This is a genomic window from Pseudoclavibacter endophyticus (assembly GCF_008831085.1).
GTDB classification, from domain to species: Bacteria; Actinomycetota; Actinomycetes; order Actinomycetales; family Microbacteriaceae; genus Pseudoclavibacter; species Pseudoclavibacter endophyticus.
Genome location: NZ_WBJY01000001.1, coordinates 1,338,124 through 1,357,058 on the forward strand (window position 1 = coordinate 1,338,124; position 18,935 = coordinate 1,357,058).

An 18,935-nucleotide genomic window follows, 5' to 3' on the forward strand; every position below is an offset into this window, starting at 1 on the left:
GTCACCCGTGATCCTGACCTGACGCCCTGTCGTCGGCCGGACGGCCACCGCGTCGACGGCGAGTTCCCCGGAATCGTGGGATGCGCCGGAGCCGCCGCATGGCAAATCGACGTGGACGCGCCGACCTCACACGGGGCGGGGACCCGCTACGGGGTGGCGCCACGGCTCTTCGACCCGGGGGAGCGGCGGATCGGTCGGGCAGCCCGGAGCTGTCGGGGAGGCCGGAGCGCTGGGAACAGTAGGGCCGGTCGGTTGGGCGAAGCGGCTCGTGGAGGTCGAGGAGGCGAAGGTGGGAGCTGGTCGCGGGCTCCCAACGGCGCCTGAGGGCATTCCACACGTCGGGCGGGAGCACTTCGGGGATACCGTTCCGCATTCGGACGTGCCAACCATCGCGCGTTCCGATCGTGCGGTGGTGAAACCAGCAGAGTGCCACGCCATTATCGGTGTGTGTCGGCCCTCCGATCGCCCACTCCTGAACATGGTGGAGCTCGCACCATGCGGCCGGAACCGTACAGCCGGGAATCACGCACCCGCCGTCGCGGAGCGCGATCGCACGGCGCTGACGAGCGTTGAACGCGCGGTCGGATACGCCGATCGAGACGATGCGACTGGCCTCGTCGAGAACCACGCGCTGAATCTCGCCCGCGCAGCCGTGCTGGTGAGCGACCGCCAGCGACGTCGGTGCCTCGCTGCCCTCGAGGTGCGCCCAACCGCGCCCGGCTGCGAGGTCACGTTCGCGGACCGAGACCACCAGCGTGGGTGCAGCGCCGCCAAGCTCGGGGAGCTCACCCGAGCGAGCCGCGACGCCGAGCGCGGTCGCGAGGGCGTCGTGTTGCCGCTGCGGCCGCGACCGATCATCGAACACACGAACCTCGGCGTCGGCGTCGGCGTCGGTCGATCCTGTCGGGATGAACTGCGGGCCCGTGAGCTTCGGATTCAGCAGCGAATCGAAGACGCGCTGCAGCTGCGCCGCGACGTCAACCGTGAGCAGCCCCCGAATTGCGACGACCCCGCGCCCGGCTCGCTCGAGAACCTGAAGCAGGTCGGCATCCGCAGCGCCGCGCGACTCATAGTCGGCGAGCGCGGGCGCAACAACGTCGTCGAGCATTCGCTCAACCTCCGCCAGCACCTCACCGATCTCTCGCATGTGACAAGCCAACACGCACCCTCCGACATTCGAGGGACGTGGCGTTTCGCGCGGGAGTCGCGCCCGATGAGCACTCCCTCGGCGGCTGCACGGTCATTCGAGAGGGCGCTCTTGTACCGTCAGGAACATGAGTGCGTTCACCCTTGATGAGCTTCTCGGCCTCGAACACGCTGGTTGGACATCGCTTTGCGACTCCACGGGCGGAACGTTCTACGGCGAACTGATGACACCGGATGCCCTGTTCGTGTTGGTCAACGGGGCAGTGATGACGAGAGACGAAATCGCTGCCTCACTCGATGGTGCTCCTGGCTGGGAGTCGTTCGAGATCACGGATGCGCGGCTCGTTGACGCTGGTGAGGACGCCGCCGCACTGATCTACCGCGCGACGTCCTCGCGTTCCGATCTCGCCGAGCCGTTCACGGCCATCATGTCGAGCGTGTACCGCCGCGTTGAGGGACGGCCTCGCCTGGCGCTCTACCAACAGACCGCGGACATGTCGTCACGCAGTACGTGACCGGACAACGGCTAGCTGTCAACGCAGCGGAGTCCATCCCAGTGGAAGCGGGTGGGATGCCGCCGCTCGCTGCCGATCCGCCGCCTCGGACCAGCCTTGTCCGCCGTCAGCCCCCGCCGAATCGGCCACGGCACCTCTTGCCGCACGGAAGCCGACGTCCTCGACGATTGCATCCGGCGCGTTCCCGCGACGCACACCGACTCGGCAGCTCCATTCCGGGTCGGCCCAACCGCCGCCCTTGAGGAGCCGGTACTCCCCGTAACGAGCGGGATCGAGGCGGTCCCAGCACCACTCCCACACGTTGCCGAGGGTGTCGAACAGCCCGTAGTCGTTCGGAGCTTTCCGGCCGACCGTCTGCGGGGCGCCGACGTCGTCCAAGGCAGACCAGGCGATTTCCGACAGCGGACCGTAACGTGGCCCAAGTCCGCCGCCCAAGCTCGCGAAGACCCACTCTGCCTCCGTGGGGAGGCGGAATCCGTTCGCGGCCGGATTCCATCTGACCGCTTCGTCCGTGAAGGTGTACGCAGGCTCGATCCCCTCGGCCTCAGAGGCGGCGTTGCACCATGCCACAGCGTCCAGCCACCGAACCCCGCTTGCAGGGGCTTCGACGTTCTCCAGGCTGGAGGCGTTCTCGAGGTCGAAAACGAACTCTCCCGCTCGCACCGGTGTCGTCGCGATGCGAAAGGGCTGCAACACGACGCGACGTTCAGTATTGCGCCGCGAGTCCCTGAGCATGACGGTGCCGCCAGGAATTGCGGTGAGGTGCACCAGACAAGGGTAGTTGGCCGGCACGGGGAGGCTCGGGCGCGCGGCCAGCCCTCAGGCCTGGGACTCGGCCGCCGCCGAACCGCCGTTCCCTCCGCTGCGCGAACGCCGACGGCGTCGCCGGCGGGGGGCAGCGTCGCCGCCCTCACCGGTGCCGTTCGACGATTCCCCCGCGGCGCCGTCGACCGACGCGCTTCTCGTGTCGCCGCTCTCGGCGCGCGACGACGCGCCAGTCCCGCTGCCGCCAGAACCCGTGCCGCGAGAGCCGCCGCCGCCCGAGCCGCTGCCGCTTGACCCGATGTCACCCGAGCCCCGCCGGCGGCGACGCGCCGGACGATCAGCGCCTCGCGAAGCATCCGGCCCTGAGCGATCTCCGTCGCTGCCCGTTTCCGGACGCGCGCCGCTTTCGGCCGCGACGCGAGCGGTCCGCGGGAGTCGACCCTTCGTTCCCTCAGGGATGTCGAGGTCACTGTAGAGGTGCGCCGATGACGAGTACGTCTCGGGCGGCTCGTCCTGACCGAGCTCGAGCGCGCGCGAAATGAGGCCCCAGCGCGTGAGGTCGTCCCAGTCGACGAGCGTGACCGCGATCCCGGTGTTCCCGGCGCGCCCCGTGCGGCCGACGCGGTGCAGATACGACTCCTCGTCGTCGGGGATCGTGTGATTGATGACGTGCGTGACATCGTCGACGTCGATTCCGCGCGCCGCGACGTCGGTGGCGATGAGCACGTCGCGCTTGCCGGCCTTGAAGGCCGACATCGCCTTCTCGCGCGCTTCTTGACTGAGGTCGCCGTGCACCGCGGCCGCCGCGAATCCGCGGTCGCGCAGCTCTTCCATGAGCCGGGCGGCCCCGCGCTTCGTGCGCGTGAACACGACCGTCTTGCCGCGGCCGTTGGCCTGCAGGGTGCGAGCGATGAGCTCGTCCTTGTCGAGCGAGTGCGCCCGATAGACGAGGTGGCGGATGTTGGCCTGCGTGATGCTCTCGTCCGGAGCCTGCGCGCGGATGTGGATGGGCTTGCGCATGAAGCGACGCGCGAGCGTGACGATTTGGCCCGGCATGGTGGCCGAGAACAGCATCGTGTGACGCGTCTCGGGTGTGCGCGCGAACAGCTTCTCGATGTCGGGGAGGAACCCGAGATCGAGCATCTTGTCGGCTTCGTCGAGCACCATCTCGCTCACGTTGCCGAGGTTGAGGATGCGCTGCTGGGCGAGGTCGAGCAGGCGGCCCGGGGTGCCCACCACGATCTGCGCGCCCTGCTTCAACTGGTCGATCTGGCCTTCATAGGCCTTGCCGCCGTAGATGGGCACCACCATCGTCGGCCGGTTGCGCGCCGCGAGCTCGAGGTCTTGGAAGACCTGCACGCACAGCTCGCGAGTCGGCACCACCACGAGGGCCTGGACGCCGTGCTCTGGATCGGGGCCGAGCCGCTGGATGAGGGGCAGGCCGAACCCGAACGTCTTGCCGGTGCCCGTCTTGGCCTGGCCGATGATGTCCTGGCCGCTCATCGCCAGCGGGATCGTCTGCTCTTGGATCGGGAACGGCGAGGTGATGCCGTCGTCGGAAAGCGACTGGACGAGATCGGCGTCAACGCCGAGGTCGGAGAAATTCACTACTGTTGTGCCCTATCGAAACTCTGAGGTGCGCCCGGTTCTCGAAGGGCGCAAGGGGTGCATCCAACGTGCACCGCATCCGAACATGGTAGTCGCCGTCGGCCCGGCACTCGTCCACGTGGGCGGCGAGGCGCTCGCCGAACCGCCCGGGCCGCAGCGCGGGAATCCGATGATAGGCGGCGGCGTGGTCGTGCGTAGGATGACTGCCGTGACCGAGGAGCTGCAGCTTGCCGACCTGATTCCGGACGTGCCCGGAACCGGCGCGCGTATCGCGTATCTGCAGCTGCTGCAGTTCCAGGAGCTCTCGTCGCTCGTGACGGACGCTCCCGAGCTCACGGCCAAGCAGGAGCTCGGCCGCGTCGCCGCGCTGTCGCTGCAGCGTCACCAGGCGGCGATCGCGGCCCTCGACGAGGCGGGCGTCGCCGGGACGACGCACATGCGTCGCACGGCCGACGAGCTCAATGAGTTCGCCGAGCGCGTCGCGGGGCGCGACTGGGACGAGCGGATCCTGACCTGTCATCTGGCCGCGAGCATTCTTCGGGATTTCTACGCCGAGGTGCTCGAGGCACATGGTGAGGCGGCAGCGCCCCTGCGACCCACAATCGTGCACGAGGACGTACAGGCCGAGCTGCACGGGATCATCGCCGGCCGCCTCCGCGGCAACTTCGTGCTCGCCGATCGGCTCGCAATGTGGGGCCGTCGGATCACGGGTGATTCGCTGCTCGCCGGCCGCCGCGCCCTCGGTATTCCCGTCGGAACGCCTGCCGAGTCGGTTCGCGAAGGCGCCGACGCCGTGCTCGATGAGATCAACGCGCGGCTCATGGCCGAGCACTCCCGCCGCATGAACGCGTTGGGGCTCGCGGCGTAGACCGGACTCCCCGCCCGGTCCATCGCACGGGTTCGCCCATCCGAGGGCGATTACTCGAGCTTCAGCACCTTCGACCGCAGGAACCCTCCGGCGCGACGCGCGAAGCGGCCGCCGACGCTCCCGAACGGATCATCGGTGACCATGTACGTCCACGTCGATGACGGCCGCCGCAGGCCGAGTTCGGTCGCGTCGCGGTCGAGGTCGTCGGGGTCGAGCGCGTCGAGGAACTCGCGAAAGCGCTCGTCGACGCGATCGAAGAACCCCGCGAACTCGCGGTGCGCGATCATGCTGAACTCCTCGACCGGGTTCTGCGACGCGAGCGACCGCAGGTGGATGCCGTCGCGAACCTCTCCGAGCAGAGCGAGGTGCTCGGTCCATTCGTCGTCGAGGAAGAACAGCCGGGCTCGGTAGGACAGGTCGAACAGCGTGTCGCGCCGGGCGTCGCCGAGCGACCGCAGCGGTGCCGGCAGGGATGCCCCGAGTTTGTCGATCGCAGAGGGCCGCTTCACCGTCGCGCGGTGGGCGAGCACGGCGCGCCGCTGGCTGGCGATCGCGCGTGAGTATTGCCACGTGCTGCGGTGCCGGTCGGTGCGGATGCCCTCGGCGATGGATTGCGCGGACCGTACGATCGCTCGGCGTTGCGCTTCGGGGATGCGTTCGCCGCGTCGCGCGATCTCGGCCAACGTGTGCGTGGGGGCGTTCTCGGTGACGAGGTTCGCCTCGAGACTGGTGATGACGAGGCTCATGCCGGGGTCGCCCTGACGACCGGCGCGACCGCGAAGCTGCGCGTCGAGCCGCGTCGAGGGCGCACGGCTCGTCGCGAGCACGGCGAGCCCGCCGGCCTCGACCACGCGGTCGCGGTCGCCGGCGTCGGCGCCGCCGAGCACGATGTCGGTGCCGCGCCCGGACATTTGGGTCGAGACCGTCACGGAGCCGAACTCCCCGGCGCGTGCCACGATGCCGGCCTCGTCGGCATCGTTCTTGGCGTTGAGCACGCGAGGCCGGATGTTGCGGCGGCGCAGGCGTTTCGCGAGCCGTTCCGACTCGGCGACGGTCTGGGTGCCGACGAGCACCGGCTGACCCGTCTCGTGTCTCGCCACGACCTCGGCGACGAGGTCGTCGAGCGCCTCGGCAGCCGTGAGGAAGACGCGATCGAGTTCGTCGACGCGCCGGCAGGGCTCGTTGCGCTCGACGCGGCCTGACGGGAGGTCGTAGAACTCGGTGAACTCGTCGGCGACGGCGACGACGGTGCCGCTCATGCCGCCCAGGCGCTGGTAGCCCCGCACGAGGTCCTGCACGGTGATCGAGTCGAGCACGACCGATCGGGGGCTCGGCTCGAGGCCTTCCTTCGCCTCCACGGCGGCGTGCAGGCCGTCGGGCCAGCGCTGGTGGTGCGCGACGCGGCCGCGAGCCGCGTTCACGAGCTCGATTCGGCCGTGAGTGACGAGGTAGTCGACGTCGCGCTGAACGAGCACGCGTGCGTGCAGTGCGAGGTTGAGCCGGGTGAGGAGCGGCGCGTGCTCCGGCTCGAACAGATTGATGCCGCCGAGCTGCGACTCGAGTCGCTCGATGCCGTCGTCCGTCAGCCAGGCGTTCGAGCGTTCGGCATCCGTCTCGAAATCACCGCCTTCGTCGAGGTCCGCAACGAGTTCGGCCGCGTCGTCGGCACGGTCCGGGGCGTGAGCCGACGTGCCAGCAAGCACGAGCGGCACCATCGCCTCGTCGATCATGACTGCGTCGGCCTCATCGACGATGGCGGTGTCGAGCTCGACCGAGACGAGCTCGTCCGCGGTGGATGCGAACCGGTCGCGCAGCAGGTCGAAGCCGACTTCACTGACGGGCGCGTACAGGACATCGGCGCGGTAGGCGGCGCGTCGCTCGTCGCGGGGAGACCGCTGCCCGATCCACGCGACGTCGAGCCCCACCAGCTCGAAGAGGGGACGCATCCACTCGGCGTCGCGCTCGGCGAGGTAATCGTTGACGGACAGGAGGTGCGTGGGGTGGCCGGCGAGGGCGTACGCGGCCGCAGCCATGGCGCCGACAAGGGTTTTGCCCTCACCCGTGTCCATTTCGACCGCCGTGCCCCCGAGCAGCGCGGCGCACGCCTGGAGCTGCACGTCGAAAGGCCGAAGTCCGAGTGCCCGGTTGGCGGCCTCGCGTGCGATGGTCAGATACCGGACGGTCGCGTCGTCGTCGCCGGCGGTCGCCCCGACCGCCGCGGCCCGCGCGCGGGTGCGCAGCTCACCATCGCCGAGGCTCTTCGCCTCGGCGGCGAGGTCGTTCGCGCGCCCGGCCAGCACTTCTACGCGCCGGAACGGCGTCGTGCCCGGCAGGCCGGCGATGCGCGCGAGCCACCGGGGGACTCGCCTCGTCACCGAAGAGGCCGAGCGCCGCGCGGCATGGCTAGACCCTCGCCCGGCCGACGTGCCGCAGGCGGTCGAAGAACTCGTCGTCGTCGCGCTTGCGACGGCGGCCGACGGTCACGGCGAGGACGCCGACGACGAGCACGGTGGCTCCGAGCGTGATCCACCAGATCCAGCCCTGGTCGTAGGCGAGCCAGCCGAGTCCGAGGACCGCGCCGAGCCATGTCAGCACCTCCCAGACGACGAGGGCCGTTATCGCACCGGAGGCCGGTACGAGGGCGGCCCCGACGAGGCTGCGCTCGCGGGTGAGGAAGTAACCGGCGAGGCCGATGATGAGGCCGGCGAGGCCAGCGAACATGAGCTCCATGGTCGTCAGGCGATGAAGCCGACGCGGCGCTGCTGCTCGCGCGTCACCTCGACGTAGAGCACGCTCTCCCGCTGCACGAGATAGACGTGCCGCTTGTCATCGACGAAGCGCAGCAGCGGCGTGTCGTTCTCGAACGCCTCCTGCACCTGCTTCTCGATCGCTTCGGCCGACTGCTCGGTCTCGAAGGTGAGTTCACGGGGAGCGTGCTGGATGCCGATGCGAAGTTCCACTGCGCCTCTTTCGTCGACGTTCGGTTGCTGGACCAGGCTACCCGCGGCCGAAGCCCTTTCGTGCCGGGTATGACACGCCCGTGGCGAACGGGGCGAATCGAGCGGAGCGCGCATGTCGGAGGGCGCCGATACCGTGATGCCCATGACGGAACTCGACGGACCGCAGCGCGCGGCACTCGATCCTTCGCAGCGCGCCGTGCTCGAAGCACCGGCCGCCGAGCCGCTTGTCGTCGTTGGCGCGCCCGGCACGGGGAAAACCACCGCGCTCGTCGAAGTTCTCGCGCACCGCGTGGCCGGCGGCGCGTACTCGGCCGACGAGATACTTGCCTTGGCGCCGGCCCGCGCCCAGGCGGCGCGGCTCCGAGACCGGATCGCCGCCCGCCTCGGCGGCACCGTATCCGGCACCCGTGCGCGCACGCCGCAATCGCTCGCGTTCGAGATCGTCCGGGAGCAGCGTGCCGCAGCGGGCAAGCAGCCGCCCGTGCTGTTGACGGGTGCCGACGACGACGCGCTGATCCGCGAGCTCGTCGAGGGCTCCGTCGACCCCGTCAATCGCTATGGGTTCGCGTCGCCCGTGACCAGCGACGTGCTCCGCCTGGCCGGGTTCCGCACCGAGTTGCGTGATCTCAAATCGGCGATGAGCGAGTACGACGTCTCGCCGGACGAGCTGGCGTCGTACGGCGTGCACCGGCCAGTGTGGCGGGGGGCCGCGAACCTCATCGAAGAGCTCGAAACCGTGCTGAGCCTGCAGCGCGACGGCGCGTACGACGTGCCCGGGCTTCTGCTCGAGGCCGCGAGCATCCTGCACGCGGAGCAGGGGATCGGGCGACTCGCCGTCGATCGCCTGCGGCTCGTCGTGGTCGACGACGCGCAGGAGCTGACCGAGGCCGCCCGCCGGTTGTTGGTCGCCCTCGAGGCGCGCGGAGTCACGGTCATCACCTTCGGCGACCCCGATATCGCGACCGGCACCTTCCGCGGCGGAGGGCCGGAGCATGCCGTCGGTTGGCGGCCGCGCGAAGAGCCCGCCCCCCGGCGCCTGCTGTTGACCACCGTGCACCGGCACCGAGAGCCGATCCGGTCGGCCATTGCGGCCGTGACCGCGCGGATCGGCGCGCGCGGGGAGGGACGGCACCGCGCGGCGCTCGCGTCGACGACCGTGTCACCGCCGCCCGATCACGAAAAGGGGGCCGGGGCGCTGGCGGCGTCCGGCGCAGGTGATTGGCAGGTGCGAGTGGCGATCGCCGACAGCGCGGTTGCCGAGGCGCGACTGATCGCCGCGACCCTGCGCCGGCTTCATCTCGAGCATGGGGTCGCGTGGAGCGACATGGCCGTCCTGGCTCGCTCCGGCGCCGCGCTGCCGACCCTCGCCCGCCTGCTCGCGCGGGCTGAGGTTCCCACGAGTGCGGTGCGGGCGCCGGATGCCGGGGCCGATCCGGCCGTCGCTGCCATCGTCAGCTTGGCCGGCGCCGCAGCCGACCCCGCGTCGCTGACCGGCGAGGTGATCGAAGGGTTCCTCTCATCGCCGCTGTTCGGCGTCGACGCCATGCGCGTTCGACAGTTGCGGCGAGCTCTGCGAAAGCGCGAAGTGGAGTCCGGTGGCGGCCGGAGCGCGGACGAACTGCTCGTCGAGGCGATCGTGGCGCCCGCTGGAACGGTCGGCATCGAGGCGCCCACCGATGCCGGACCGGACACCACCGGGCTGTCGTTGCCGGCACGACATCCGGCGATCGTCGCGCTCCGGCGGCTTGCCGCACTGCTGCGCCGTGCCGGTCAGGTGGCCCGTGACGGCGCCGCCGACGAAGTGCTGTGGGCCGTGTGGGAGGGCGCTGGCGTGGCAGACCGATGGCGGCGCCTTGCCCTGCGCGGTGGTGGAGACGGTGAAGGGGCCGACGCGCGCCTCGACGCGGTTGTCACCCTGTTCGATGTGGCGAAGCGCGTGGTCGAGCGCACACCCGACACCACGATCGAGAACTTCGTGATGTCGTGGGAGCAGCGTGACGTCGAGAGCGACTCGCTCGCGAGCCGCGCAGAGCGCGAGGCGGTGACGCTTGCGACGCCGGCCTCGGTCGTCGGCCGGGAGTTCCGGGCCGTGGTCGTCTCGGGGGTCAACGAGGGGACGTGGCCCAACCTCAGGCTGCGCGACACGCTGCTCGGCGCGGGTCACCTGATCGACCTCGTGACCTCCCGCGCGGACGACGCCTCCGTCGTCGATCGGCGTCGCGAGGTGCTCGATGACGAATCGCGAATGTTCGCCCAGGCACTGTCGAGGGCGAGGGAGTGGTTGCTCGTCACGGCCGTCGAGAGCGATGACGGCGGCCCGTCAATCCTGTTTCGCCGCCTCGATGCGCCGCACCTGCCGGGGTCACGGTACGGCGGCGTTCGTCAGGACATCCTCCCGTCGACGCTGCGCGAATTGACGGCAGATCTCCGGCGGCGCGCCCGGGATCGCGCCGTGCGCGGCGACGACGCCGACCTCGAGGCCGCGGCGCTTGCGCGACTCGCGCGCGCGGGCGTGCACGGTGCACATCCCGATTCGTGGCTCGGACTGCGAGAGCCGTCTACGACGCGACCCCTCGTCGACCTCGTCGCATCCGGGGGCGAGCCCGACGCGATCAGCGTTTCGCCGTCAGCCATCGAACGCTTCGAGGAATGCGGCGTCGAGTGGTTCGTGACGAGTCACGGCGGCGGCGACACGAGCCCGGAGATGACCCTCGGCACGCTCGTGCACGCGGCCGCCGAGTTCGACTTCCGAAGCCGGGCAGCTCGGCTCGACTACGTGTCCTCGCGCTTCGATGAGCTGCGCGCGGAAGCGCCGTGGCGCGAGGCGGCGATGCACGGGCGGCTTGCCCTCATGCTCGACGCGCTGGAAGGCTACGTCGAGGAACGGCGCGCGCGGGGCGTCGTGACGCTCGCGACCGAGCGTCCATTCGTCGTGGATGTTCCCGTGCGCCGCGCCGGTATCGACGTGATCGTGCGAATGCGGGGCACGATCGACCGTATCGAGGGCCATCCCGAAGAGGGTGTGCGCATCGTCGACCTCAAGACGTCGAAGACGGTCGTCACGAAGGCCGCGGCGGAAGCGCACGCGCAGCTGGCCGCCTACCAGCTCGCCGCTCGACGCCGCGCGATCGGACAGCCACGCGCATCCGCCGATGGTGACGACCCGGCGCCCCGGATCGATGGCGGCGAGCCGATCGACGTCGCACCCGAACAGCTCGGGGGAGCGGCACTGGTCTTCCTCGGTCGTGGAAAGCACACCGATGTCCGCGTGCAACCGGCCATGACCAGCAGCCAAGAGCTCGGCTTCGAGCGACGGCTCGTTCGCGCGGCGCTCGGCATGGCGGGGCTCGTGCTCGTCCCCGACAGCGACCACGACAACGACAACGACAACGACCGCGATAACGGCATGCGCGGCGCGGTCGGCTCGCCCGCAGCGGAAGCCAGCGCGCTCGTGCCCGTCGACCCCGGGGCACCAGCGGCATTCACCGCCGCTCCGGAATCCCACTGCGAAAGCAGCTTCGGCGGTGTCAGCGTCTGTCGCATCCACATCGTTCCGGAGGTGACCGAATGACCGTGACGCAGATCCCCCGAGAGCAGCCTCGAGAGCAGCCCGGAGGCCGGACGGACATCACGCACGAGGCGATCGCGCTGGGGCTGCGCCCGCACGCCGACGCGCCCGTGTTCCCGCCGACCGATGAGCAACGTCGCGTCATCGAGGCGCCGCTCGCGCCGAGCCTCGTGGTCGCCGGTGCCGGGAGCGGCAAGACGCACACCATGGTGCGGCGCATGCTGTGGCTCATCGCGAAGCACGGTGCGGCACCCTCATCTCTGCTCGGCCTCACCTTCACGAGGAAGGCGGCGGGTGAGCTGCGTGAGCGCCTCGATGACGGCCTGCGCCGGCTCCGCGCGACCGGGCTGATCGGTGGCGACGAGGCCGATCTTCCGGAGGTGTCGACCTACAACGCCTTCGCGCACCGCGTTTTCCAAGAGCACGCGCTGCTCATCGGCCGCGAGCCCGATTCGGTGCTCCTCGACGAGCCCGCAGCATTTGCGCTCATGCGCAGCATCGTGCTCCGCAGCGACGACGCGGCGCTCGGCGAGCTCGACGATTCGATCGGCACCGTCACGGAGCGGGCGCTTGCCCTCGCCCGCGCCATGCGCGAGAACGGCGCGACCCTGGACGATGTCGAGCGCGTCTGCGATGCCGTCGACGCGTTCAAGCTGCTGCCGGGCAAGAAGTCCAAAGGTGAGTTCGTGCCGCTTGCGGGGCTGCTGGAACAAGCCGCGAAGCTCGACAGACTGCGGCCCTACGCATGTCTCGCGATCGAGTACGAGGCGCGCAAGCGCGAACGAGGACTCATCGAGTTCACCGACCAGGTCGCCGGTGCCCTCGAGATCTGCCGGCGCGCCCCCGAAGTCGTGCAGCTGCTGCGAGCCCGTCACGAGCACGTCATCCTCGACGAATACCAGGACACGTCGGTCGGCCAGACAGCGCTGCTCGCGACGATGTTCGACGGCCACAGCCTGATGGCGGTCGGAGACCCGAAGCAGTCGATCTACGGCTGGCGCGGCGCGAGCGCCGCGAACATGCGGCGCTTCCACAGTGATTTCGGTGCGGCGCCCGATGCCACCTACACGCTGTCCACGAGCTGGCGGAACGACGTGCGCATCCTCGAGGTGGCCAATCTCATCGCCGCCCCGCTTTCGCGCGGCGAGTCGCATCCCCTGCCCGAGCTCGGCCCACGCCCCGGCGCGGGGGAAGGAGCCGTCGAGGCGAGCGCGCATGAGACCGTCGAGGACGAGTTCGCCGCGGTGGCCGACTGGATCGCCGACGCCTTCACGGGTCCGCAGGGCCGCACCCCCGAGGGCCGCGTCGTCGCGATCCGCGAAGACGCTCCGAGCGCCGCGGTGCTGTTCCGCACCAGGCGCAACATGTCCAGAGTCTCGCGAGAGCTCTCGCGCCGAGGCATACCGGTTCGTGTCGTCGGGCTCGGCGGCCTGCTCACGACTCCCGAGATCACCGACCTCGCCTCGATCCTCCGCGCCGCGCGCGATCCCGCCGCCGGAAGCGAGCTGATCCGTATCCTGGTCGGAGCGAGGGGCCGGCTCGGGCCGGCCGACGTGGCGGCGCTGCACGGGCTCGCGCGCGCCATGACGCGTTCCGCCGAGAGCGCTGCGGGCGGCGCGGAGCTCGGGCCCGACGCCGAGATGTCGTTGGCGGACGCCCTCATCTACGTGGCCTCGAAGCAGCCCGATGGCAACGGGATCGCCGGCGTGAGCCACGAGGCGCACGTGCGGATCATCGAGGTCGCGGCCCTGCTCGATGACGTGCGCTCGCACCTCGGGCTTCCACTCGTTGAGGTCGTCGAGTACGTGATTGTCCGCGCCGACATCGATCTCGAGGCAGCGGCGAACCCCCATCGTCCGGAGGCGACCGGGAACCTCGACGCGTTCATGGACCACGTCGTCGCCTACGCGGCTGCGCACCCCTCAGGCGACATCGGAGCGCTCCTCGACTGGATCAACATCGCGGCCACGCGCGACGACCTCGCGGCCGCGCCGGCCGAGCCCGAACCTGGAGCCGTCCAACTGCTCACGATTCATGGGGCGAAAGGTCTGGAATGGGACATCGTGGCGGTGCCGGATCTCGTCGACGGGGGCTTCCCGCAGCAATCGCGTGAGGGATCGGGGTGGTTCAGGGCCGGCGTGCTTCCGTACCCCCTGCGCCTCGATCGCGACGATCTGCCGCGCTTCGCACTCGACGGGTACGAGCGCCAGTCGGAGGTCAAAGACGCCATCACGCGTCTAGCAGAGGAGGTGAAGGCTCGGTTCCTCGACGAGGAACGCCGGCTGGCGTACGTCGCGTACACCCGAGCGCGGTCGCGCTTGCTGCTCACCGCTGGTTACTGGGGGCGCGCGAAGCAGCCTCGCGAGCTCTCCCCGTACGTGTCAGAGCCGATCGAGGCCGGCCTCGTACCGCCCGTCGAAGAACGTCGCAACGACGAGCGACCGGCATCGCTGGAGACGGCGGACACGCTCACGTGGCCTCAGCGCCCGTTCCGGGGCGACGACGCCGACGCGTTGCTGGCCACGGCCGGCCGCGTCCGCGAGTTCGGCGCAGCGGACGACACGCCTCCCACGCCGTGGGATCACGACATCGAGCTCCTGCTCCGCGAGCGCGACGAACGAATGCGCGCGCGCCCGGTGACGATGCCGCAGCGGATCGCCGCGAGCCACTTCAAAGATCTCGTCCTCGAACCTGAGCAGGCGGCCGAGCAGTGGCGAAGGCCACTGCCGCAGCGACCGTTCCGGCAGACGCGTCTGGGCACGATGTTCCACGCCTGGGTCGAGGAGCGCTTCGCCGCGCCGGCGGGCGGGGGCGACTTGATCGACGCCGACACGTTCGGCCTCGAACCCGACGAGCTCGAGCTGCTCGGCGTGCACGCGCCAACGACCGCCGACGCCGAGCGGCTCGCCGATCTGCAGGCCAAGTTCGAGCGCAGCCCCTGGGCGGACCGACGCCCCGCGGCGGTGGAGCAGACCATCGAGGTGCCGCTCGGCGGGCGCACGGTCGTGTGCAAGCTCGATGCCGTGTACGAGAACGACGACGGCACCATCGACGTCGTCGACTGGAAGACCGGCGCTGCGCCACGCGGCGCGGCCGCGGAGTGGGAACGTCAGCTGCAACTCGCCCTGTATACCCTCGCGTACAGCGCGCACCGGGGTGTGCCGGCTGAGCGCATCCGCGCCGTGCTGTTCTACGTCGCCGAGGGCGCAGCCGGCACCGAGTATCGCTTCGACAGCGTGTCAAACCGGGCAGAACTCGAACGCCTTCTCACGGAGGCCGAAACGCGCATCGCCGCCCTCGCAACGGGGGAGTAGCTGGCGGCGGCACAGCAGGCGCGCGGCCACGACAACGCAGCGTTCACGCACCGGCGATGCGGCGCCGGGATCTCTGTGTCGGCGGGCGTCAGCCCTCGCCCGCACCGCGCTCGCGTACGTCGAGACCCAGGATCTCACCGGTCTCCGATCGAGCGCCATCCCGCAGGAAGTCACCCGGCGGGGTGTCGTCGCTGAGGTCGTCGTCGTGCGCGTGGTCGAGGTCGTCCGCCGCGTTGTCATCGGGATGCACGGACGTGCCCGTTTCACCGTGGACGAGTCCGGTCTGCACGCGCGCCGTCGCCCCCGCTGGCGGGCGGCGGTCGTCACGGTCGTCAGTGCCGCCCGCATGTGATGCCCCCGGCGACTGGCCCGTCACGAGATCGTCGCGACCCGCATCGCGCAGCAGCGCCTGGACCTCGGCGAGGTCGAGAATCGGCAGCGTCTCATGTACGAGCGGCTCAGCCTCCTCGTGATGGACCCGGTCCACCAGGGCGGCGAGCGTCGCCTCGGCGTCCGCGATGATCGCGTCATCGTTCGCGTCGACGCCGTGCAGGAGCCACCGGGCGATCTCGAGCTCCGCGTGCAGCGCCGCCCTGCGCCGCAACTGACGGTCGGGCCCGCCGATCGCTTCGGCGTAGTGGTCGAGGATGCCACGCGCGACGTGCGGATCGAGATCTTGCAGCCAGTGCAGATCGCGCGCGGGGTCGCCGACGCGCAAGTCGCTCCACTCGAGCACGCCGACGATCGACAGTCCGTTCGTCAGCAGGGCGCCGAGGCTCAGCGAGCCGTGAATGACGCGCGGCTGGAACTGCCACAGCGTGCTGTCCGCCACCGCGTCCTCCCACCGGCGCTGCACGGCGACAGGAAGGCGACCAGTCTTGGTCGCGCGAGCCACGAGGGACCGGGCGGAGGCTCGAACCTCGTCGCTGGTCAACACCGGCAGTCCCGACTCTTCGACGAAGACGCGCGGCAGGTCGTGGATCGCGGCGATGGAACGGCCGATCTCGGCCACGAGCATGGTGCTGGGCTCGAGGGGCACCCGATCGGCTTTCTCGCCCAGCACGAACTCGTACACCGACAGGTTCGTGTCGCCGTCGGTGAGACCGCCGACGACGCTCGGCACGGCGAACGGCAGGCGGCTGCGCACCCCAGGCGACATCGCCGCAAGCGCCCGCGCGTCGGCGATTTGCTGCCTGGCCGCGGCCCGGGAACGCGGCCGTCGCGCGATCAGCAGCTGCCCATCGCCCGCCTTGAGGATCGCCGCGTCGAAGTCGCCATAGCTGCCCGTCGAGTACTCGGTGCCCTCGACCACGTCGAGGCCGGGTACCGCGGCCGTGGCAAGAGCCGCGAGTTCGAGGTAGAGCTGCGCCATGCCGTTACCGTACGTGCCGGCACGGTACCCGTTGCCGCGCCACGCCCCGGGACGCCGTTTGCGCGGCATAGGCTGTCGTCGACATGCTCGACTTCCCGTCTCGGCTCCCGCTCGCCACGCAGGCCATCGATCGCGACGACGTATCGCGAGGCGACGCCGCACTCTGGCGTGGAATTTTTACTGATCCGGCGGCGCGCGTCCTGCTGCTGCACCGCGGCCAGTCGCCCTCCCGGCGCACCGAACGGGGCCCGATTCTCGCGCTCCGCCGAATGACCGAGGCGCCATGGCGCCTCGAGGAACACCGCGCCGTCTATCTCGGGCGAACCGAGATCGAGAGCCGCAGCGGAATGCCGCCGGGAACCCGAGTGGTGTCGTACTCGATCACCGACGCGGAACGGAATGCACTGGACGACGTCGATGAGACCTGGGTTGACCTGCGCGTCGTGGGGGTCGACCTCGACGACGTCGATGCCGGCCTCTTCACCGCGGCCGCAGCCATGCAGAACTGGCACGAGTCGATGCTGCACGCGCCCGACTCGGGCCGGCCCACCCGCCCCACCCGAGCCGGCTGGGTGCGGCTCGACGAGCACGAAGGGGGGCGAGAGCACTTTCCGCGCACCGACGCCGCCGTCATCGCGGCCGTCATCGACCAGAACGAGCGGCTACTGCTCGGTGCGAACGCGAGGTGGACGCCGCGTCGGTACTCGCTGCTCGCAGGATTCGTCGAGCCGGGTGAATCGTTCGAGGCTGCCGTCGTGCGCGAGGTGCGGGAGGAATCCGGCGCTCGTGTCGTGCGCCCGCGTTACCTCGGCTCACAGCCGTGGCCCTTCCCGGCCTCGATCATGGTCGGATTCATGGGGGAGCTCGACCCCGAGCAGGACCCGGAATCGATCCGTCCCGACAAGACCGAGATCGCCGACGTGCGATGGTTCACGCGCGACGAGGTGCGCGACAACCGGCACCTGTTGCCGCCGCACATTTCCATCGCGCGCGCAATCATCGAGGAGTGGTACGGCGGTGCCCTCGACGACTGAGGCGACCGGCGGCCACCATGCCGGCGACGATCGCGCGGGCTCGCTCCTCGCCGGTCTGAACGAGGCGCAGCGGGAAGCCGCGCTCACCCTCGTCGGCCCCGTGCGCATCCTCGCCGGTGCAGGCACGGGCAAGACCCGCACGATCACGCACCGAATCGCCCACGGCATCCGAGAAGGCGTCTACGACCCGGGCCGCGTGCTCACGCTCACCTTTACCGCCAAAGCGGCGGGCGAACTCCGCGAGCGCCTGCGCGCACTCGGGGCGCCCGGCGTGCAGGCGCGAACGTTTCACGCGGCGGCCCTGAGCCAGCTCAGCTACTTCTGGCCGCATACGGTGGGCGGCGAGCCGCCCCGGGTGCTCTCAGGGAAAGGGCCGGTCGTGGCCGAGGCGGCGCAGCGCATCGGCCTGCGCGTCGACCAGCCCGCCGTACGCGACCTCGCGACCGAGATCGAGTGGCGGAAAGTGCGCGACCTCACGATCGAGGAGTATGCCGTTGCGGCGCAGGCACGTGCATTGCCGGCCGGCCTCGACACCGATCGTGCGGCAGCCCTGCTGCAGGCGTACGAGGCGGTCAAGGACGAGCGGCGTTCGATGGACTTCGAGGATGTGCTGCTCGCGACGGCCGGCATGCTCGAACTCGAGCCATGGGTGACGCAGCGCGTGCGGGAGCAGTACCGGTTCTTCGTCGTCGACGAGTATCAGGACGTCTCTCCGCTCCAGCACCGACTCCTCCGGCTGTGGCTCGGCAGCCGACGGGAGCTGTGCGTCGTGGGTGACCCGGCGCAGACCATCTTCTCGTTCACGGGCGCGACGAGCGACCACCTCGTTGGCTTCCCGCACGAGTTTCCCGGCGCGCGCACGGTCGAGCTGGGCATGAACTACCGCTCGACTGGCGCGGTCATCGATGTCGCCAACGGCATCGCTCGCGAGATCGCCGCCGCCCTGCAGCTTGCGCCGGCGGATCCCCTCGCGAGTGGCCCGTCGCCCTCCCTGACTGCGTACGACGACGATGATGCGGAGGCCGAGGGCGTGGCCCGCGCCATCAGCGCCGATCTGCTTGAGGGCGTCGCCGCCGATGAGATCGCCGTGCTGTTCCGCCTCCGCGGTCAGGCCGAGCCGATCGAGCGCGCGCTGCAGCACGCCGGCATTCCCTACGTGCTGCACGGGCAGCGCCGCTACTTCGAGCAGCCCATCGTGCGCACCGCCATCACGGCGCTTCGAGCCGAGGCCGCGAATCCCCGCGAAGAGCCACTGTTTCAGACGGTGCGGCGCGTGCTCGGCGACCTCGGCTGGGCGCCAACGGCCCCGGCACGCCCCGGCGCGCAGCGCGACACCTGGGCTGCCCTCGACGCGATCGTGCGTCTTGCGGATGCCGCCGGTGACAGGACGACGATCGTCACGTTTGCGAGCAACCTCGCCGAGCGGGCCAGGCTGCAACTGGAGCCGACGCTCGGGGCCGTGATGCTCTCGACGGTCCACGCCGCGAAGGGGCTCGAGTGGGACAGCGTGCACGTGATCGGGGCGAGCGACGACCTGCTGCCGTTTGTCGCCGCGCGGTCGAAGGAGGCGATCGACGAAGAGCGTCGCCTCGCTTACGTTGCGGTCACCCGGGCACGACGATCGCTCCGCCTGAGCTACGCGGTCGGGGGTGGGCGAGAGGGGCGACGAGCGCCCTCACGCTTCCTGGCACCGCTCGGCACCCGCATTCGGGGTGGAAGCGCCACGGCATCGTCGACGCCGCGCCCGTGACGAGGTCGATGCGGTAGGCCGGCTGCGTCGACCGC

13 protein-coding genes are annotated in these 18,935 nt (G+C 70.4%); 6 read left to right on the forward strand and 7 right to left on the reverse strand.

Annotated elements, in window-relative coordinates; all coding sequences use genetic code 11:
- Nucleotide 1 precedes the first annotated feature (1 nt).
- Complete coding sequence (locus tag F8O04_RS05975; protein WP_158028363.1) at nucleotides 2-1,147, reverse strand: HNH endonuclease signature motif containing protein; 1,146 nt, start codon at nucleotides 1,145-1,147, stop codon at nucleotides 2-4.
- A 127-nt stretch (nucleotides 1,148-1,274) separates the two neighbouring features.
- Between F8O04_RS05975 and F8O04_RS05980 the strand changes: the two genes are divergently transcribed.
- Nucleotides 1,275-1,661, forward strand: coding sequence for a nuclear transport factor 2 family protein (locus F8O04_RS05980; protein WP_158028364.1), 387 nt, complete (start codon nucleotides 1,275-1,277; stop codon nucleotides 1,659-1,661).
- 18 nt (nucleotides 1,662-1,679) lie between these two features.
- On the opposite strand, the gene F8O04_RS05985 is transcribed toward F8O04_RS05980, so the two are convergent.
- Together F8O04_RS05985 and F8O04_RS05990 are read right to left on the reverse strand one after the other, a co-directional pair.
- Nucleotides 1,680-2,429: a formylglycine-generating enzyme family protein gene (locus tag F8O04_RS05985; protein WP_225734896.1), complete on the reverse strand. Its 750-nt coding sequence runs from the start codon at nucleotides 2,427-2,429 to the stop codon at nucleotides 1,680-1,682.
- Between the two features lie 51 nt (nucleotides 2,430-2,480).
- Nucleotides 2,481-4,034, reverse strand: a complete 1,554-nt coding sequence (locus F8O04_RS05990) for a DEAD/DEAH box helicase (protein WP_158028365.1) — start codon at nucleotides 4,032-4,034, stop codon at nucleotides 2,481-2,483.
- Between the two features lie 208 nt (nucleotides 4,035-4,242).
- On the opposite strand from F8O04_RS05990, the gene F8O04_RS05995 reads away from it, so the two are divergent.
- Complete coding sequence (locus F8O04_RS05995; protein ID WP_188726247.1) at nucleotides 4,243-4,902, forward strand: ferritin-like fold-containing protein; 660 nt, start codon at nucleotides 4,243-4,245, stop codon at nucleotides 4,900-4,902.
- A gap of 50 nt (nucleotides 4,903-4,952) precedes the next feature.
- Here the strand turns inward: F8O04_RS05995 and secA2 are convergent, their stop codons facing one another.
- Genes secA2 through F8O04_RS06010 form a run of 3 tightly spaced genes read right to left on the reverse strand, consistent with a single transcriptional unit; the run spans nucleotide 4,953 to nucleotide 7,862 of the window.
- Entirely contained in the window at nucleotides 4,953-7,277 is a 2,325-nt protein-coding gene (gene secA2, locus F8O04_RS06000) for an accessory Sec system translocase SecA2 (RefSeq protein ID WP_158028367.1), read from the reverse strand.
- Between the two features lie 28 nt (nucleotides 7,278-7,305).
- Nucleotides 7,306-7,623 (reverse strand): hypothetical protein, encoded by a 318-nt coding sequence (locus tag F8O04_RS06005; protein WP_225734897.1) that lies wholly within the window; start codon nucleotides 7,621-7,623, stop codon nucleotides 7,306-7,308.
- Between the two features lie 14 nt (nucleotides 7,624-7,637).
- The gene (locus F8O04_RS06010) at nucleotides 7,638-7,862 is read right to left on the reverse strand and encodes a DUF3107 domain-containing protein (RefSeq protein WP_158028369.1); all 225 of its coding nucleotides are present in this window, start codon (nucleotides 7,860-7,862) and stop codon (nucleotides 7,638-7,640) included.
- A gap of 142 nt (nucleotides 7,863-8,004) precedes the next feature.
- Here F8O04_RS06010 and F8O04_RS06015 point away from each other — a divergent pair, with 142 nt between their 5' ends.
- Together F8O04_RS06015 and F8O04_RS06020 are read left to right on the forward strand one after the other, a co-directional pair.
- Nucleotides 8,005-11,433 (forward strand): PD-(D/E)XK nuclease family protein, encoded by a 3,429-nt coding sequence (locus F8O04_RS06015; protein ID WP_188726246.1) that lies wholly within the window; start codon nucleotides 8,005-8,007, stop codon nucleotides 11,431-11,433.
- The gene (locus tag F8O04_RS06020) at nucleotides 11,430-14,744 is read left to right on the forward strand and encodes an ATP-dependent DNA helicase (RefSeq protein ID WP_158028371.1); all 3,315 of its coding nucleotides are present in this window, start codon (nucleotides 11,430-11,432) and stop codon (nucleotides 14,742-14,744) included. The genes F8O04_RS06015 and F8O04_RS06020 overlap by 4 nt, the downstream gene beginning before the upstream one ends.
- Nucleotides 14,745-14,832: 88 nt before the next feature.
- Here F8O04_RS06020 and F8O04_RS06025 read toward each other — a convergent pair whose 3' ends face one another.
- Entirely contained in the window at nucleotides 14,833-16,116 is a 1,284-nt protein-coding gene (locus F8O04_RS06025) for a protein kinase family protein (RefSeq protein WP_158028372.1), read from the reverse strand.
- A gap of 83 nt (nucleotides 16,117-16,199) precedes the next feature.
- Between F8O04_RS06025 and nudC the strand changes: the two genes are divergently transcribed.
- Nucleotides 16,200-17,150 (forward strand): NAD(+) diphosphatase, encoded by a 951-nt coding sequence (gene nudC, locus F8O04_RS06030; protein ID WP_158028373.1) that lies wholly within the window; start codon nucleotides 16,200-16,202, stop codon nucleotides 17,148-17,150.
- On the forward strand, nucleotides 17,134-18,900 hold the full coding sequence (locus F8O04_RS06035) for an ATP-dependent helicase (RefSeq protein ID WP_158028374.1): 1,767 nt from the start codon (nucleotides 17,134-17,136) through the stop codon (nucleotides 18,898-18,900). The genes nudC and F8O04_RS06035 overlap by 17 nt, the downstream gene beginning before the upstream one ends.
- Nucleotides 18,901-18,935 lie beyond the last annotated feature (35 nt).

What these genes read in the sequence shown, in the direction of transcription:
- nudC (WP_158028373.1), top strand. Translation starts at nt 16,200, where the DNA reads ATGCTCGACTTCCCGTCTCGGCTCCCGCTCGCCACGCAGGCCATCGAT.
- F8O04_RS06025 (WP_158028372.1), bottom strand. Translation starts at nt 16,116, where the DNA reads ATGGCGCAGCTCTACCTCGAACTCGCGGCTCTTGCCACGGCCGCGGTA.
- F8O04_RS06020 (WP_158028371.1), top strand. Translation starts at nt 11,430, where the DNA reads ATGACCGTGACGCAGATCCCCCGAGAGCAGCCTCGAGAGCAGCCCGGA.
- F8O04_RS06005 (WP_225734897.1), bottom strand. Translation starts at nt 7,623, where the DNA reads ATGTTCGCTGGCCTCGCCGGCCTCATCATCGGCCTCGCCGGTTACTTC.
- F8O04_RS05980 (WP_158028364.1), top strand. Translation starts at nt 1,275, where the DNA reads ATGAGTGCGTTCACCCTTGATGAGCTTCTCGGCCTCGAACACGCTGGT.
- F8O04_RS05975 (WP_158028363.1), bottom strand. Translation starts at nt 1,147, where the DNA reads ATGCGAGAGATCGGTGAGGTGCTGGCGGAGGTTGAGCGAATGCTCGAC.
- F8O04_RS06015 (WP_188726246.1), top strand. Translation starts at nt 8,005, where the DNA reads ATGACGGAACTCGACGGACCGCAGCGCGCGGCACTCGATCCTTCGCAG.